The sequence below is a fragment of the Rivularia sp. UHCC 0363 genome (assembly GCF_034931125.1).
Classification (GTDB): Bacteria; Cyanobacteriota; Cyanobacteriia; order Cyanobacteriales; family Nostocaceae; genus Rivularia.
Genome location: NZ_JAYGHM010000018.1, coordinates 1 through 15,934 on the forward strand (window position 1 = coordinate 1; position 15,934 = coordinate 15,934).

Annotated in this window: 14 protein-coding genes; 7 read left to right on the plus strand and 7 right to left on the minus strand. The window is 36.7% G+C overall.

Annotated features, from left to right (window positions below; all coding sequences use genetic code 11):
- Positions 1-46: 46 nt before the first annotated feature.
- Positions 47-712: a cob(I)yrinic acid a,c-diamide adenosyltransferase gene (cobO, locus tag VB797_RS12250; protein ID WP_323237965.1), complete on the minus strand. Its 666-nt coding sequence runs from the start codon at positions 710-712 to the stop codon at positions 47-49.
- Positions 713-1,087: 375 nt separating this feature from the next.
- Here cobO and VB797_RS12255 point away from each other — a divergent pair, with 375 nt between their 5' ends.
- Entirely contained in the window at positions 1,088-1,387 is a 300-nt protein-coding gene (locus VB797_RS12255) for an RNA recognition motif domain-containing protein (RefSeq protein ID WP_193916655.1), read from the plus strand.
- Positions 1,388-1,623: 236 nt separating this feature from the next.
- Here VB797_RS12255 and VB797_RS12260 read toward each other — a convergent pair whose 3' ends face one another.
- Both VB797_RS12260 and VB797_RS12265 read right to left on the minus strand, forming a co-directional pair.
- Positions 1,624-1,827: a hypothetical protein gene (locus VB797_RS12260; protein ID WP_323237966.1), complete on the minus strand. Its 204-nt coding sequence runs from the start codon at positions 1,825-1,827 to the stop codon at positions 1,624-1,626.
- 651 nt (positions 1,828-2,478) lie between these two features.
- Complete coding sequence (locus tag VB797_RS12265) at positions 2,479-2,835, minus strand: hypothetical protein (RefSeq protein WP_323237967.1); 357 nt, start codon at positions 2,833-2,835, stop codon at positions 2,479-2,481.
- Positions 2,836-3,400: 565 nt separating this feature from the next.
- Between VB797_RS12265 and VB797_RS12270 the strand changes: the two genes are divergently transcribed.
- The 4 genes from VB797_RS12270 to VB797_RS12285 all read left to right on the plus strand — a co-directional run bounded on the left by VB797_RS12270 (position 3,401) and on the right by VB797_RS12285 (position 9,049).
- Positions 3,401-5,926 (plus strand): hypothetical protein, encoded by a 2,526-nt coding sequence (locus VB797_RS12270; protein ID WP_323237968.1) that lies wholly within the window; start codon positions 3,401-3,403, stop codon positions 5,924-5,926.
- 305 nt (positions 5,927-6,231) lie between these two features.
- Positions 6,232-6,675 carry a response regulator gene (locus tag VB797_RS12275; RefSeq protein WP_323237969.1) on the plus strand — a complete coding sequence of 148 codons (444 nt, stop codon included), beginning with the start codon at positions 6,232-6,234 and terminating at the stop codon, positions 6,673-6,675.
- A 17-nt stretch (positions 6,676-6,692) separates the two neighbouring features.
- Complete coding sequence (locus VB797_RS12280) at positions 6,693-8,585, plus strand: response regulator (RefSeq protein ID WP_323237970.1); 1,893 nt, start codon at positions 6,693-6,695, stop codon at positions 8,583-8,585.
- Between the two features lie 68 nt (positions 8,586-8,653).
- Positions 8,654-9,049, plus strand: coding sequence for a nuclear transport factor 2 family protein (locus VB797_RS12285; protein ID WP_416350863.1), 396 nt, complete (start codon positions 8,654-8,656; stop codon positions 9,047-9,049).
- 86 nt (positions 9,050-9,135) lie between these two features.
- Here VB797_RS12285 and pyrR read toward each other — a convergent pair whose 3' ends face one another.
- The 3 genes from pyrR to VB797_RS12300 form a co-directional block, all read right to left on the minus strand.
- Entirely contained in the window at positions 9,136-9,678 is a 543-nt protein-coding gene (gene pyrR, locus VB797_RS12290; protein ID WP_323237971.1) for a bifunctional pyr operon transcriptional regulator/uracil phosphoribosyltransferase PyrR, read from the minus strand.
- 179 nt (positions 9,679-9,857) lie between these two features.
- Positions 9,858-10,829 carry an adenosylcobinamide-phosphate synthase CbiB gene (gene cbiB / locus VB797_RS12295; protein ID WP_323237972.1) on the minus strand — a complete coding sequence of 324 codons (972 nt, stop codon included), beginning with the start codon at positions 10,827-10,829 and terminating at the stop codon, positions 9,858-9,860.
- Positions 10,830-10,914: 85 nt separating this feature from the next.
- The gene (locus VB797_RS12300; RefSeq protein WP_323237973.1) at positions 10,915-11,358 is read right to left on the minus strand and encodes an Rrf2 family transcriptional regulator; all 444 of its coding nucleotides are present in this window, start codon (positions 11,356-11,358) and stop codon (positions 10,915-10,917) included.
- A gap of 406 nt (positions 11,359-11,764) precedes the next feature.
- Here VB797_RS12300 and VB797_RS12305 point away from each other — a divergent pair, with 406 nt between their 5' ends.
- Positions 11,765-12,166, plus strand: a complete 402-nt coding sequence (locus tag VB797_RS12305) for an AbrB family transcriptional regulator (RefSeq protein ID WP_323237974.1) — start codon at positions 11,765-11,767, stop codon at positions 12,164-12,166.
- Positions 12,167-13,311: 1,145 nt separating this feature from the next.
- The gene (locus tag VB797_RS12310; RefSeq protein WP_323237975.1) at positions 13,312-13,695 is read left to right on the plus strand and encodes a hypothetical protein; all 384 of its coding nucleotides are present in this window, start codon (positions 13,312-13,314) and stop codon (positions 13,693-13,695) included.
- 493 nt (positions 13,696-14,188) lie between these two features.
- On the opposite strand, the gene VB797_RS12315 is transcribed toward VB797_RS12310, so the two are convergent.
- Entirely contained in the window at positions 14,189-15,814 is a 1,626-nt protein-coding gene (locus VB797_RS12315) for a glycosyltransferase family 39 protein (protein ID WP_323237976.1), read from the minus strand.
- Positions 15,815-15,934: the final 120 nt, after the last annotated feature.

Below are 15,934 nucleotides of genomic sequence, written 5' to 3' on the forward strand. Positions count from 1 at the left end.
CCACCGCTTCTCCTTAGTTAGGTGAAGCAGCGATCTTGAGCAATCTCTAATATTCGATTCCCGGCTGCGCTTTTACAGCTTGGTCGCGGAAAGGATGTTTAACTAAATTCATTTCGGTAACTAAGTCGGCTCGTTCGATTAACGATTGAGGTGCGCCTCTACCTGTAAGTATGACATGATTTCTTTCGGGTTTTTGTGAAAGTCCATCTAATACTTCTTCAACTCTTAAATAACCGAGTTTAATCGCGATATTAATTTCATCCAATAAAACCAGCCTGTATTCTGGATTGTTGATGTATTCTAATCCTTTATTCCAAGCAGCTTGAGCTTTTTCGATATCGCGATCGCGGTCTTGAGTTTCCCAAGTGAATCCCTCACCCATTGCATGGAACATCAGCTGTCCGCTTTCCTTCCAAGCACTAAATGCTTTTTTCTCGGAAGGTTCCCACGCGCCTTTGATAAACTGAATTATCGCCACTTTGTATCCATGTCCTAGGGAACGCAGCACCATTCCCAAAGATGCTGTTGTCTTTCCCTTACCGTTACCAGTGTTGACGATAACTAAACCTTTTTCGAGTGAAGCGTCAGCAATTCTTTGATCTTGCACTTCTTTACGTCGCTGCATTTTTTTACGATACTGTTCTGACGTTAGCGAGCTACTTTCCGCAACGCTGGCATCTGATGTGGTTGGATTAATTTGATTATCTTTCATAATACCCTGTGTTTCCAAAAACGAGTTCTATTTTTAAAATTAGCCCTAGTTGTTTAGGCAAAAGAACTTATTTTAAAAAGATGCTGCAATTCTTCATTTGCAATCAGGACGACTAGCGCGTACAATCCTTAAATTTAAAGAATACAGCTTAGACCGCGAACTTTTTTATTATCGATTAATTACAGATTAGGTTGGCTATCAAAATATGTGCTTGTGCAAATAAAAGTAAGAAGAATTATTCTCATCCCTATTAGTTGACCTGTATGTTATACTTACCAAGGAGAATTAATTCGGTAGACAGCGTTTGTTTTTAGCATTCACAGACTTATCTCCGAAATGTAAATCTCTACACACTCATGATTTCGGAGACGATCCATGTCGATTTACGTAGGCAATCTTTCATACGACGTTACAGAGGAAAATTTGAACGCCGTCTTTGCAGAATATGGCACTGTAAGACGAGTTCAAATTCCTACTGACCGCGAAACTGGTAGAGTACGCGGTTTTGGCTTTGTAGAAATGGGTTCAGAAGATGAAGAAGCAGCAGCTATTGAAGCTCTTGATGGCGCTGAATGGATGGGACGCGACCTTAAAGTAAATAAGGCTAGACCCAGAGAGGAAAGAAATTCCTTTGGTGGAAATCGCAGAAATAACAATTTCCGTAACCGCTACTAAACTTCACTAACGATTTATGTTAAACAGTTAATTCCTTAATTTGCTAAGTTAACTTAATTAACTTACGGCTCAGGCAAGATTGCTTGGGTTTTTTTAATGGGCTTGCTTTATAGCGTATAATATAGCGGTTTTTTGTTAAGTCTAATAGATAAAACTAAAAACCGCTATATGCGATGGAAATAAACTCCTCATCTTCCACACAAGTTAGCAACAATCTTGTCAAAACAACCATCAAATTAACCGTCTTTGCGATCGCGTATCGCTAATGTTGGGTCGATAATAGTACATCGAGAAGTTTCACTTTCGATCGTAACTTTTGACCTAAGCGGCTGTATTTCAATAGAAACCCTTCCCGGATAGCCGATTAGTACGGCAAGTATAGCCGTAGAAGAAAGACAGCATAAGATCACGAAACCGTAGAAATTGTTGAGGAAACTCATTTTTTTCTCCTTATTTTATATTGTGCAAAACTCAGATTATGCATGATTGATTGAGTCATTATTACCGAAAAGATTCGATAAGTACTGCCGCTCCAGCTAAACAAATTAAAATGATTCCGGAACGCCACATAATGTCAAAGACTGTGTAAAAAATATTCAAAGTTATGTGTGAAGTGCCGACAATTCTGGATAAGCAAGCGGCGAAAATCAAACCAAATACTATGAATACAAAGTATTTGAGAGCTTTTAAAATTAATCTGAATAAGGGATTGAATTTTTTAATAGTCATAGTTTTATCCTGGTTGCGTAGTTTTTTGGTTGGGAAAATTGAGATATCGCATCTAGCTAATCAAAAAGCCGGTAAATGCTATTAAAAAACACTTCACCGGCTCGTAAACTTCTAGTTTATCGACAGCCATATTGAATTTAGATTTTGAATTTTGGATTAAAACTAGTAGTCTAATAAGGAAACTTTACGGAGTGATTGAAAATTGGAAAACCAAAATTTGTTCTACTCCTTACTTCCTATTAACTATCTTTACCCGGTAATTTTGGGTTGACCAAATATTAGGGATGAATCCCAGATTTGAAGATTTTAGTACTATTTCAAATTAGAATCTAAAATCCACAATTTAAAATCCAAAATTGATTTTACTTAGAAAAATGCCATTTGCTCCAAGTATTAGTTACTTGATGATATGCATTCTTAATTGGTTCAACTTGCTGAGGATTCAATAAGTAGCGGTAGCTGATGTGACTACCCAAATAAACCGCAAGTTCGTGGTTCTTTTTTTCGCTACTAATGCGAAATTCACCGTGTCCTGTTTCACATAATGCTTGAATTAACAAAAAACTCATGTGAGAAAAAACCACAGGTAGCACAAGGGTATTTGAATTTGATTGTTGAATAGCTATGGGTGATTTCTGTGAAAGCTGGTCTCCAATATCCAAGTACATCTTCATTGGTTGCGCTTTTATTAAGAATTCTTGTAACTGTGGGAAGGTCATGTTTTAGTTCTCCGCGACAATAGCCAATCACTTGTTACAGACTTGATTCAGGTATTCGCTCCACTTACAGAGAATCGTTATTTATACCTATTATAAGTGTAAATTACCTTTATGTGTCAATTATAATGACTCTTCATTTATTTAAAAAGTATCTTAAGATACAAAAATTTCTATTTTTAGGATTTTTTAGTTATTTATGCTTATATCAAATGTCAATTAAACTAAAATGTAAACATTGGTAACATAATTTTTAAATAAAGAGTAGTTATGAATACAAAACGCCATATGATACTTATTTTATTGTCAATCCTGAATACATATAAAAGTGAAAAGCTGTAAATTCGTGGATAAAATAGCTAAAGTGTAGCCTGATTTAAATTATTCCGTAGTGAATTAACGGCGATCGCAGTTCTAAATCTTTTCTATAAGAGCATTCTAGCTTTGTACTAAGACCGAGATAATCGATTTAATATTAATCGTAATGTCTCATTTTGTGTATTTGTGTGGAGATATACCAAAAAAAAGTCAATTTGATTTACATTTGAATGATGTTTAATGGAGAAGTATGGGCAGGGATAAAGTTGGAGACCAAGATAAACTACGAGAAATGCTACTGTTCTTTTTGGAAGAAATGGGAGCAACGCAGCTCGAGTTATCTAAGGGGATGGGTGTTAGTCGTCCGTTGGTGATAGATTTTCTGAGTGAAAAAAAAGAATCTTTACCTGTAACTAGTGAAGGTTTGGTCAAACTGTGCGAAAAATTAAAGAGTGACAAAGCTTCTAAGAGAAAATTAAAGAAAGATACTCATGAAGATACTGTTATTACTCCCAACCAATTAAGGAAGGAATTGGGAAAAATTGGTGCTGACGAACTTTTAGAGTCTGCTGGTTTTTTACCTGCTGAAACTCAAAGTATCCGTGTGACTCCGGAAAGATTTTTTCACGTTGGTCAGATAGTTGCATTGCTTGAACTTTTGGAATTTGAAGACTTGCTGTCTACAACTCAGGAGTTTTTGACAATTGCTGGTAATAAACTAACTATTGCTAGTACGAAGTTGTTTAGTGATTCACCCCTGGATGAAGATGCTTTAAACGCATTGATCGAAAAACTTTGGGAACCTCATCCGACATTAGGTTTAAAGTTAAAAATGCGGGTGATTAAAAAACTCGAAGCAGCTCAAAAAAATTTGCATAATGGTGGTAAAAATAAATTTAGCCGTAAAGAAGCGATCGCGCTATTTCTGAGTATTTTAATTAAGGAGAGAACATCACATGATACTTCGCTTCATGCCAGAATTAAAAAGCTGGAATTTCAGACTTTATCTCGCTCGATTGACTATACAGACGAATACCATGACGTTTATTCTTTCTTGGAAGAAATTGCGTTCAATGCTGAGTACAAGCTGCAAACTCCCGGTTTATCGCTCCAAGAAGCCTCAAAAACCCGAATTTTAGATTCCCTTCAACCCGTGGTGATGGCGATCGCGACCTGTAGTTTCGGTGATGATAGCGATAACCCCGAACCTCTGGAATGGATATATACATCTAGCAACACTATGGTGGAAAACGCGATTAGTGCTTGTACTTTAAATATGGGTTTGAAGGAAGATACTTTACTAACGATATCTACAAATACTCTTGATAGCAACATCCATTCTTTAGTGGAAACAACGGTAATTTTGGGAGATAAACAACAGTATCAAGGTATTTGGGTCGGTCGAGATTCAATGATTGTGATGTTGCAAGCAATTGTTTGTGCTGTAAAACAATGGTTTGGGGATAAGAATCGCAATAATGAAATTGATAGTGAGATATATATATCAGCTTGTCGGAATCTTTCGGAGTTGAGAAAGCGACTTTCTATAGTTAGAAAAGCGTTTCACAACTTTCAATTTTTAGATGAAAGGTGTCAGCTATCGGAAATCAAGAAAATTGCTGAAGAAGCTAAAAAGCATTTTTCAGATATTCCCCCAAAAGATATTTACTTTACCTATCGTCTCACTTTTTACCGTTTTTACTGTTTAGCAAAGCGATTGGAATTAAGACTATCAATTTTTCAAGGTAATGTGATTAATGCCAAATATTTGATCGAAGAGCTTAAAGAAGCGATTGAGAAGATTGATTTTCAGCTACAGGTAAATAAAAATGAAATTTCCCCCATCGAAGCCTTAATCCGTTCGGAAATTTATTTATACGAACTTTCTTGCGGTCAAAATCCAGAATTTTTTCAAGATAATTGCACAAATAACTGGTTAGAGTTAAAGGAATGGAAGTATCGAATTAGAGGTGCGATCAACACAAACTCTTATTATAAAGATGCTGGTCTAGATGTGTATGAATCATTATCAGAGATTCATGGTAATGCAGCTAGAATATATTTTTATATTTCCCAGAATAGAAAAACTTTAGAACAAGCCGCAGACAACTTTCTCAAAGCTGCATATTACGCATTACGTATTGGCTTGATTCAGCGTGTAGCGAGATGGATAGCCTTAGCAGGAAGAGTTTGGGTAAGATTGGGAGACAGTAAATTATCTTTACAGGCTTTAAAGTTATCAGAAAAACTAGCCAAAACTGATTTAACTACAGGTCACAGCCATAATTTTTGCCAAGCAGTCCTCTCGGAAACAAGCTTGCTTAAAGGTGAATATCTACTATTAATTGAAGATAATGCTGTTGCCGCATTAGATGATTTTATCCAAGCCCTTAAAGGCTCCACATATCTTGGTTTAAATCGGCGCATTTGCGACTCGCTATTTAACATATCGAGATGCTCAGAAAAACTCGGTCATTTAAGTATTAAAGAAGGATTAAACAGAGTATTTCCAGAAGCAGAAAAATTAGTTGAAGTAAACAAAAAGAAACTCAATCCTATCAGTAATAATACTTCAGAAAAGGTTTTAGATTTACTTTGCGATTTATACAGTAGGGAAGACAATCCGACTTGGTTTCAAGTAAGAGATGAATTTTCGACTCTTGCAGCCGAAATATGGCAAAGATGGCATCAAGATACATCCCAACCAGGAGTGGAAACCACACATCCGATTGCTGAAAGAATTAAAAATGAAACTTGGCTGTCTCAGATTGATTAAACTGATATTTCGCACGATTCTTAATCAGAAAGGGCCGGAGTAAAAATTTCTGGTTGTCAGACTGAGTATGAAAACTAGGACTTGCAGTCTCTACTTCCGATTATTCAAACTGGTGCAAAATATGAATTAAATTATGGAAAATAACGCCGACTCCTCCCTCGATCGCGCTATACCTAATTTTATCTTGCTCAAAAAAGGTTTATCATACCCGATATAAGGAATGTGGGGTACAAAAATTACTGGAATTTTTGTTGCAATTTAATAATTTATTTATTGCGAAACCAGCGTTAAGGAGAAAATAACTAGTGGAGGGTCGGCAAAGCATCACGATATTGATGGCTGATGATGATGATGATGACTGTATGTTAGCTCGCGAAGCCTTAGCAGAAAGTAGTTTTCAGCACGAACTGCATATTGTTAAGGATGGTGAAGAATTGATGGATTACTTGTTTCAACGTGAAAAATATGCAAACCCAAAAAATGCACCACTTCCAGCTTTGATTCTATTAGATTTAAATATGCCTAAAAAAGATGGTCGTGAAGCACTCGTGGAAATTAAAGCAAACCCTACCTTTAAACACATTCCCGTTATAGTGCTGACAACCTCGAAAGCAGAAGAAGACATTCAACTTTCCTATTCTTTGGGCGCGAATTCTTTTATTATTAAACCAGTAACCTTCGCCTCTTTAGTTGAAGTGATGAAAACCATAGGAAAGTACTGGTTTGATATTGTAGAACTACCGTACTAAATGGTGGAGAGTAAATTATGCATAGCAATCCCATTCAAGTTTTGCTAGTAGATGATGATGAAGATGATTATATTTTAATTCGCGATTGGCTAAGTGAATTTCAATTAGGTAGCTGCGAATTAGAATGGTTAGATAACTATCAAATAGCAAAAGATGTCATAATTTGTAACCGACATGATATTTATCTATTTGATTATCGCTTGGGGGCAGAAAATGGATTAGGACTATTACGCTTTGCTATTGAATGTGGATGTTCTTCCCCGATGATTTTGCTTACTGGTAAGGGAGATATAGACATAGATATTGAAGCGATGAAAGCGGGTGCAGCAGATTATTTAGAGAAGAGTCAGTTGAATGCACCTTTATTAGAACGTTCAATTCGTTACGCTTTAGAAAGGAAGCAAACCGAACAAAAAATCCGCGAACAAGCAGCACTACTTGATGTTGCCACAGATGCAATCTTTGTACAAGATTTAGATCACAAAATATTATATTGGAATAAAGCAGCCGAACGTCTTTATGGTTGTCACAAAAGTGAAGCTATTGGGAAAAAAACAGCAGAACTTTGGCAAGAAAAAAAAATATCGCAAATACAATCGGCTTTTAACACTTTAATAAAAAATGGTTCGTGGGAAGGGGAACTCGATCAAACAACAAAAATTGGCAAAAACATCACTGTTGAAAGTCGCTGGACGCGATTAAAAGAGTTTGAGAATAAAGCACAATCTATCTTAGTTGTTAATACCGATATTACCCAGAAAAAACTATTAGAATCACAATTTTTTCGCGCTCAGAGATTGGAGAGTATCGGCACATTAGCTAGCGGTATCGCTCACGACCTTAACAACGTACTGGCACCGATTTTAATGACAGCACAACTATTAGAAACACAACTGCATGATGAGCGAAGTAAACGACTTTTACCAATATTAATTAATAATGCCAAGCGCGGAGCAAACTTAGTAAAACAAGTATTAGCTTTTACCCGTGGAGTAGAAGGCGATCGCACTTTACTACAACCAAAGCATTTAATTAATGAGATTAAACAAGTTGTTAAAGAAACATTTCCTAAAATAATTCAAGTCTCCGACGAAATACCGCAAAATCTCTGGATGATTTCTGGAGATGCAACTCAACTGCATCAAGTAATGATGAATTTATGTGTTAATGCTCGCGATGCAATGCCAAATGGTGGTAAATTAACGATTTCTGCGACAAATTTTGTTGTAGATAAAAATTATGCTCAAATGCATCTTGATGCGAAACTGGGTTCTTACATAATGATTTCTATAGCCGATACTGGAATTGGTATTTTTCCCACAATATTAGATAGAGTTTTTGAACCATTTTTTACAACCAAAGAACTTGGAAAAGGTACCGGATTAGGTCTTTCGACAGTACTTGGGATTGTTAAAAGTCACGGTGGATTTATTAACGTCCAAAGCGAGGTTAATAAAGGAAGTAATTTTCAAGTATTTTTACCAGCACAAGAAGTAAAAGAAACTCCAGAAATAGTAGAGTTAGATTTACCATTGGGTGCAGGAGAATTAATTTTGGTTGTAGATGACGAAGATTCTATTCGAGATATTACAAAAACTTCATTAGAAAGCTATAATTACAAAGCAATAACAGCAAGCGATGGCATTGAGGCGATCGCCTTATATGCAGAATATAGAGATGAAATATCCGTTGTGTTAACAGATATAGTTATGCCAGCAATGGATGGATTAACAACTATCCGCACGTTACAAAAAATTAATCCTCAAGTCAAAATTATTGCTGTTAGCGGACTAGTTTCTAATGATAAAGTGAATGCAATTAGCGATATCGGCATCAAAGCTTTTTTATCCAAACCTTACACTGCGAAGCAATTGTTACAAACTATTGGTGATGTTAAAACTGAGAATTAACAGTTATCAATTATCAGTTTTTTATTCCCCATTCCCTATTCCCCATTCCCTATTCCCTATTCCCTATTATGATTGATCGGCGTTCAGAAGTCTTAGCAGCAAATGAAGCATTCTATCGTGCTTTTGAGAAGAAAGACATTGATGCAATGAGTCAAGTATGGTCTCAAGGAACTAGTAGTCTTTGCGTTCATCCGGGATGGAGTATACTTCGAGGTTGGAAACAGGTCAGCGATTCCTGGGTAAATATTTTTAAAAATACTCCTTATATTGAGATTAATACTGATATCATTTCTACGGAAATTCGAGGAGATATTGCTTACATTGTGCTAGTTGAAAATGTAATGCAAGTCATCAAAGGTTCAAGAGTAGAAGCCGAGTCTTTAGCTACGAATGTATTTGAATTACTTGGTGGTAAATGGTATCTGGTTCATCATCATGGAAGTCCGGTGATGGGTAATAGATAAAAAGAGTTAGTACCACCGGAGTTATTAATCAGTGTCATCCATTTAATCCGCGTTCGGAGTTAAGTACGTTGATAATTTCCCAGATACTAATCCTCAATCAACTCGACTCCATCTTTCCCGTCAGTTTCTTGTAAATAAACCTTGACAATTTCTTCTGCTGCGGTTGGTAACTGCTTACCAATAAAATCCGGGTGAATTGGTACTTGACGATGACCTCTATCTACTAAAACAGCTAAACGAATTACTTCGGGTCTACCATATTCGTTGACAGCATTCAAAGCAGCACGAGCCGTTCTTCCTTTGAATATGACATCATCTACAAGTACGACGGTTTTCCCTGTCAAATCGAAAGGTATATTAGTTTTGAAGGGTGTTCTCAATCCAATTTGATCTAGATCATCGCGATAAAATGTAATATCTAAAGCACCTACCGCAACTTTTACGTTTTCAAGTCCTTCAATCTGACTTGCTAATAAATTCGCTAACGGCACTCCTCTCGTATAAATACCGACAAGTACTAATTTGGATAAATCGCGGGTTCTTTCGACTATTTCAGAAGCGAGTCTTCTTAAGGTACGAGGAAGTTCTTCTGCTGAAAGTATTTTAACTACTTTGAGGGACACACTCATAAACCGATATTATTGAGTCATTAATTATACGAAATTTTTTTGAGCAGTTAGTTAATCCAGAATGCATGGAACCAAGGCTTAAAGTAAATATCCCATACTTAAAACATACTTAAAACTTAATTTTCGTGACATTCCGTTTAATTGGAGGCAACTCCAACCCTAATTTTCTACACTTATCATTACCTGTTTATTGCGAATAAGAGTAGAGATGCAGCTCCCCCCAACCACAGCAAAAAGGAATATCGAGTTAGTTGTAAAGCAGTTTTAATAGAATTTATTGTAATCGGATAAATCGCATTTCCGAGTAAAGGTTTTACTTTCGCTACTCCACGGTACCAATTAATACCCCCCATTTGTACATCTAAAATTGCCGCATAAGCGCATTCACTCCAACCAGAATTAGGACTTGAATCTTTGGGTGCATCTCGCTGACAAATTTTAATTACCTTTAAAGGTTTACCAGATAGTAAAGCTAGAGTTATAACTGTTAATCGACAAGGAAACCAAGTTAAACAATCTTCCAAACGTGCGCTAAACCATCCTAAATAAATAAATGGAACTTCACGATAACCAATCATAGAATCAAGAGTACTGCTAGCCTTATATGCTAAAGCAAAAGTCGCAGGTCCAGTGAATGGTACAAAAGCACCAAGTACGGCATAAAAAAGAGGAGCCATTACTCCATCAGTAGCGTTTTCTGTTACTGTTTCTAATACTGCGCGTAAAATTTCCAAGGAAGTTAAATTTTGCGTGTCTCGACCAACAAAATTACTGAGAATCGAACGAGCTTCTTTAATGTTTCCTGCTTTTAAAGGTTTGATTACTGTTTCGGCTGCTGTTCTTAAACTTTTGAGCGCAAAGCAACTAGCTAGTAAAATACTTTCTACTAAAATTTCCAGTATTGGATGAACCAACCCAGCACATCGTATTATTAACCAACCAACTACACCGCTACCTATTACTAAAAGTACGGTCAGTGCTATTCCAGCTAAACGTTGTGTCAAAGAATGATGACAATATTTAAGAGCTAATTTAGTTAAGCGAGAAATGAACCAGCCCATTACTTGTACGGGATGAATCCAATTCCAGGGGTCGCCGATTAAATAATCTAAACTAGCAGCAAGGATTAAGACAGCACAAGAAGATGTCAAAATTTTTATGGATGAATATTCCGTTAAGTCAATATAGCTGTAATAAACGGTAAATAATTTTCATAGAATAAATGATGTTTGACAATTAAACCACAAAACTAGCTTCTTCTCCCAAAGAGGCTTGCCAACTGCGAGCATCGTAATAAAGGTCTGCCAAAGTAATACTGTATAACGATTCTTTGAGCTTTTGAGATAGTCGATGCCAAAGACTAAAAGTTACCCAATCAACAGAAGCTTGAGGTGAAGCATTATGGTGAGGAAGAGGTTCAATTGTTTCTCCGACTGCTTCTAAAATTTCTCCTAAAGATATGAGGAGTGGTTCTCGTGCTAATTGGTATCCACCATCTTTACCCCGAATTGATTTTACCAATCCAGCACGACGCATTTCTATTAGCAGTTTTTCTAGATAAGGAGCGGGAATATTTTGACGACCTGCAATAACCCTAGTTGAAAATGGGCCGTAATTTTGCTGCAAGCTCAAATCTACTAACGCTTTTACACTATAGTGTCCTTTTGTGGTAAGTTTCATGCCAATTTTGCGACGTTTAATGTTCTACTTGTTGAATGTCCACGCTTATGTGCTTATCAAACTACTTTTTAGTATCAAAGGAAGGTAAGAGAAAAATATTTACCTGAAGATTTTAAGAAAATTTAGATAAATATAGTGTAACAGTATAAAGTATGATATACCGTTTGGAGCTAGAGTTAACACTATCTATCTAACAAAAAATTGATTATATAGATGTCATCACTGGCTTAATTTCTTTAATAGCATCAATAATCGCAAATAATCTACATGGTCAAAACATATTGTTGTCTAATGTTGTCTAATAAAAAAAAATAAAAATCATCGATCAACCTGTTCTTAATAGCTCAACTTCAGTTAAAATGAAATCGATTCCACCACACCCATCGTTCATTTTCGATTTAAGTTGATGGCTAAACAGAAAAAAATTGACCCCCTAGTCGGCGAAGATCTACTTAAGAAAGTTAAGGAGCTTGAAAATATAAGCAAGGAAGATAAAGCCAAGCAGTGCGGCTACTATACCGTTACTAAAAATGGTATAGAGCGCGTTAACATGATGAAATTCTTGAATGCCCTAATTGATGCTGAGGGGATTCAGTTGGATAGCACTTCTGGTGCTAACGGACGTGGAGGACGCAGTGCTAGCTATAGAATTAGCGTGCAGTCTAATGGTAATTTATTGATTGGTTCGGCTTATACAAAACAAATGGGTCTTGAACCAGGAGATGAATTTATCATTACTTTAGGCAAAAAGCACATTCGTCTCAAACAAGTCGATCCAGAAGATTTAGAAGAAGCTGAAGAAGAATAAGCTCCTTTTTTTGTCATTCTATAATCAACATTCATGTAGTTGGTTATTCGATGGAGATTTTGACATCAGTAGATCACAAAAAATGCCAGTCACCTCCGTTGAGGGGACTGACCCTCCATCCAAATGATTAAGGCTGAATATATCTGTTGATGGCTTCTATCGAGAGATAATCGTCAAGTAGGGAAGTTTAAACCACCAAACTTATAAACTTAAAAATCAGCCAAGAGTAAATCTGAATGCACTCATTATCGGTTTACTCCTGGTTGATACAGTGCGGTGGAGTGGTAAATTAGGCTCCCGTTTAAAAGTACATTTTTTCCTATCTATATAAACTAATAGTTCCAATAATCAAACCGGATTCCTATATCAATTAGCGAATAATATTAAAAGCAATATAGATGCACGGGAAAATAGTTGGGTAAATGTGATGAATCTGTTAAGTGAATTACTTAGGGGTTATTAAGTCTTTTAATTAATATTGCTTTTCATTGTTTGCTGTTTGTGATTCCAGACTGTTAATTCAGGATTGATTTGTACGGCTTTAACCATATTTATGAAACGAAACTTGAAATTTAGTTAAAGATTTGAGCTTAAATTATCTTTATAGTGTTGAAAAAAGCCTAATTTGAAAAAAAGTCAGCGTTTAAGTTACTTTCAATCTAAAATTTGCAGGGATTTTCCATAGCTAATGCGATCGCTTTACAAAGCTTTGGTAAAAAAACCTGTATTTGCTCAGAATTTTTGTGGAGGAGATGCTTAAATAGTAAACAGTAGGTAACTAAATAGGGTTACAAGCTTATAGCAGTAAGCTTTGCCGGTTATCGTGCAAACTAATTTGGTTTGGTAAGCGATAGGCACTAAAAAATATCAAAATATACAGGTCGGGAAATGTAGCATCCTACACATTCGCTCTTATTAAAACAAAATTAATCGACAATTGCTTGATTCAAAATCTAAAATAGGCAAGGTCGGATTTATTCAAATATAGCTATACTCGTGTTGCAGCCAGAAAAATATCCTTAACCAAAGGATTTTTATGTATCGCGTGTTGCTTATGTTTAACCATACTCCGGTAATGTAAGCGCAAATTTATCAGTTATATCAGTTCTTATACAGCGAGTAAATAGAATAAGCGGACGAGGTAGATGAATACACACACCTTTGATAATCATTACGTTACTTGCCCCATTTGCCAAAAAAATCCTACGGCGAAAGGTCGAAAAAGTTGTGCCGGATTATACAATTGCCCCTACTGTCAGGAAAGGCTGGTAGTATGTCGTAGTGGTAATTTTGTGCGAGACCCGTTTCCCTTAAAGCAAATTACTCTTTCTTCTGTACTACGTCGTCAAAGCCGACCTGTAGCACGAATTTTACGAGATTTTGTATTTTTTAAACATCCTTTGATTGCTTTTATATTAGGTAGCGCTATTATACTAGGCATAATTACTGTTACTCAAACTAATACTGCCCATAAAGATATTCAAAAGCTTTCTAATGTAGAGAAAATTTCTGATATAGAAGAAAAATAAACAATAAAGTTATTGATATTTATATATAAGACTGGTTCATTTGGTCAACAAACAAAGCTAAAACTAGTACACGGGTAAAGAGCATATAAAGAAAACTGATTTTATAGTTTTTTGAGTAAGTTTGAATGCTAGTGCTATTTCCCCCGAACTTTACTAGTACTCCACCACCTTAATTTTGCGGGGTAAAACATTCGTAGTGCGACCATCTTGGTCGCTCGTTACAATTAGCGAGCGGGACGCTTGGGCTTCCCTGCGGGAACACCTTGCGGTGAACGCACACGCTGGTTGCTTTTAGCTCGCTGGTTGTAACGAGCGAGCTAAAAGCTCCTTGGTGTCAATAAGATCGCGGGACGCTTCCTGGTGTCAATAAAATCGCGGCACGCTCGCACTATTACAAACCGGCTCCTTCCTAATCAATAAGACCGATCAAAACAACATTCAAATATGCTCTATCCTCCTTGTTGAGGAGTTGGGGGATCGATTAACTGAACTATCACTTTTTCACGGGGATAGTTTTTTTTGTGACTAAAGTCCAATCTCCTTGTTTGGCTATTTCTTCTACCGAATCTAATGGCAAAGTCTTTAAAGTATTTTCGTTAAGTAAGAAATAAGGTTTTTTGTCATGCTGCCAATAATATTTCAAGTCATCTGGAGAAGCGGGTTTGATAGTACCATCGCTGTAAAAATCTAATGATGGACGATGGTTGGTTGAAGAAATGTAAATTGGGGAGGCTCCTGGATTTGCTTGAGCTACCATTTGGACTACGGGTTTGACTGCGTAGTCTTCATTGAGTTCCCATACCCAGTAATTAGACTTGACGAATAATAGTAAAGATACATAAGTTCCCCATAAAAGAACTTTGATAAATTGTCTGTCACCTCTTTGCGCTCTCAAAGCTGCTATTGCCATTGTCACGCTCAAAGAAGCGAAAATCAGCTGTAATTCCGATGAAGGTGTGGGACTCCAACTGTAGTAAGTGCTAGCACCTGCGGAAACTACAGCTAAAAGGCTTAACATTACTAACCAAAATCTAGGTATTGGAGTCAATAAAGGTAAATTTTCTACTTCACCTAGTTTTGCTCCAATTGCTAAAGCGATGCTGGGATAAATCGGAAATACGTACCAGGGAAGCTTAGTTCCCATTACAGAAATAGCGATTAGATAAACACAAAACCAAACTAATACAAGTTTTGCCCAACTGAGATTGCGATTTTCCCAAGTAAGACGTAGAGAAGCTGGCAAAAAAATCAACCAGGGAAATGTATATTTACAAATTTCTAATAAATAATACCAAGGAGGACCTTTATGTCCTTCAACGGAAGTCCAAATACGGCTAAGAGATTGATTAACCATTCCCTTATTCGTGAAAGCATCACCGTAATTCCACCACTGCATACCGTACCAAAAAGCAACCGGCGCAACACCGATAAACATTCCGATCCACATATACTTACTGCGAAGCAATCGTGGTGTATCCCAAAACAGAAATATCATTGCCACAGCGCCTAACAAAACACCTAAAATGCTTTTAGTTAGACAAATTAGCGCAAAACCAATACCTACCCCCAAGCAATAGCGTAAATCGCGGCGCGATCGCAATACGCATAACAGCATCACCATAAAGAAAAAAACCGCAGCACCATCTAACATAGCCAGTCTTCCGTGACGTACTACTGGCAACATTGTGAGATAAACTAAAGCGCTGTAAATAGCACAAATCCGTTGATGAAATATTTCTCTGCCAATACTATACAAAAAAGGTACTGTAAGAGCTGTTAAAATTGCACCTGGTAAACGTGTAGTCCACTCGTTTACACCTCCAATAGAATAAGCCCAAGCAATCATCAAATGCATTAATGGCGGCTTATTGTGATAAGGCTGACCTCCAAGTGTGGGGAAAAGCCATCGCATTTCGCTAGCCGAGCCTCGTCTCAATTCCCGTGCAACCTGTGCAATCGTGCCTTCGTCCCAGTCTCGCAGGGGTAAAATCCCGAGATTGATAGTAAAAAGTATGACTGCGGCTATCAGTAGTATTACTATCCAGATTCTATCTACCCGTTTGTCAATACTACGATACTGTTTTTCAACACGACCCCAAATAAAGCTTCCTTTTTGCATAATAAGCGGAAAAAATCAATCGTTTTAAAAACTGCTTAATAAAAGCGGATACCTTGACAGAATGTCTAATGATAACATTAGTGAAAAACTACCATCTTTTTATTATCTCGTTAAATCTAG